Origin of the sequence: Agromyces binzhouensis (assembly GCF_004135055.1) — a bacterium.
Classification (GTDB): domain Bacteria; phylum Actinomycetota; class Actinomycetes; order Actinomycetales; family Microbacteriaceae; genus Agromyces; species Agromyces binzhouensis.
This window is the reverse complement of sequence record NZ_SDPL01000596.1, coordinates 1-1,390: the sequence shown is the minus strand read 5'-3', so window position 1 is coordinate 1,390 and position 1,390 is coordinate 1. Positions and strand designations below refer to the sequence as shown.

The window sequence follows — 1,390 nt, the reverse complement described above, 5'->3', positions numbered from 1 at the left end:
GCCCACCAGCTCGCCGGGCGCGCGCCCGCGACGGGCGCGTGGCGCGAGGGCGACCCCGTCGGCGACCGCCGGTTCGCGAGGATCGGCGACCTCGAGCTCGAGTCAGGGCAGGTCCTCCCCGACGTCCGCATCGCGTACGAGGCGTGGGGCGAGCTCGATGCGGTGCGCGGGAACGCGATCCTCGTGCTGCACGCCCTCACCGGCGACAGCCACGTGGTCGGTCCCGCAGGGCCGGCCCACGCGAGCGCCGGCTGGTGGCCCGGCGTCGTCGGCCCGGGTCGCGCCATCGACACCGATCGCTGGTTCGTCGTCGCGCCGAACGTCCTCGGCGGATGCCAGGGCTCGACCGGTCCCGCATCGGTCGCGCCCGACGGCGTCGAATGGGGCGCCAGGTTCCCCTTCGTCACGATCCGCGACCAGGTCGCCGCGCAGGTGGCGTTCGCCCGAGCGCTCGGCATCGACCGCTTCGCCGCCGTCGTGGGCGGCTCGATGGGCGCCATGCACGTCCTCGAGTGGGCGGTCATGGCGCCGGAGGCGGTCGAGCGCATCGCGGTGCTCGCGGCGCCCGCCGCGACGACCGCCGACCAGATCGCGCTGAACTCCGTCCAGCTCGAGGCGGTGCGCAGCGACCCGGCGTTCCGCGGCGGCGCCTACTACGACGCCCCCGACGGGGAGGGGCCCACTCGCGGGCTCGCGCTCGCCCGCCGGATGGCCATGCTGAACTACCGCACCCCGATCGAGCTCAACCAGCGCTTCGAGCGCGGCTGGCAGTCCGACCTCGACCCGCTCGGCGGCGGCGGGCGGTTCGCGGTCGAGTCCTACCTCGACTTCCACGGCAACAAGTTCACCCGGCGCTTCGACGCGAACAGCTACCTGACCCTCACCGAGGCGATGAACTCGCACGACATCGGGCGCGGCCGCGACGGCGTCGCCGCCGCCCTCCGCCGCATCGAGGCGACCACGCTGGTGCTCGGCATCGACAGCGACCGGTACTTCTCCCTCGAGGGCCAGCGCGAGATCGCCGCGGGGGTCCGGCGGACGATCCACGGCGGCGAGCCGGTCGTGCTGCGCTCCGACTACGGGCACGACGCGTTCCTGATCGAGGACGACGCCGTCGCCGCGGAGCTCGCTCGGCTCCTCGCCGCCTGACCGGATCCGGACGCCACGCCCCGGTTCGGGCCCCGTGTCCCGCATACGGGGGTCGTTCTGAGCTATCTTCGAGAAGAGCGCCGCCTCGCGGCGCGGACGGCGCCGACGGCAGGGGGTGGCATGCGGCGGATCGACAAGGAGCGCGACCGGCTGCTGCGCCGTCTCGCGCGGGTCGGCGGGTTCACCGGCGCAGCCATCGCGCTCGCCTGCCTGGTCGTCCCCGGCGCGATCGCGCCCTCCC

At 74.9% G+C, this 1,390-nt stretch carries 1 protein-coding gene; it reads left to right on the top strand.

Annotation, left to right across the window (positions count from 1 at the left end; translation table 11 throughout):
* On the top strand, nt 1–1,149 hold a 1,149-nt coding region (metX, locus tag ESO86_RS16990), incomplete at its 5' end, for a homoserine O-acetyltransferase MetX (protein WP_242492436.1).
* Between the last annotated feature and the right edge of the window lie 241 nt (nt 1,150–1,390).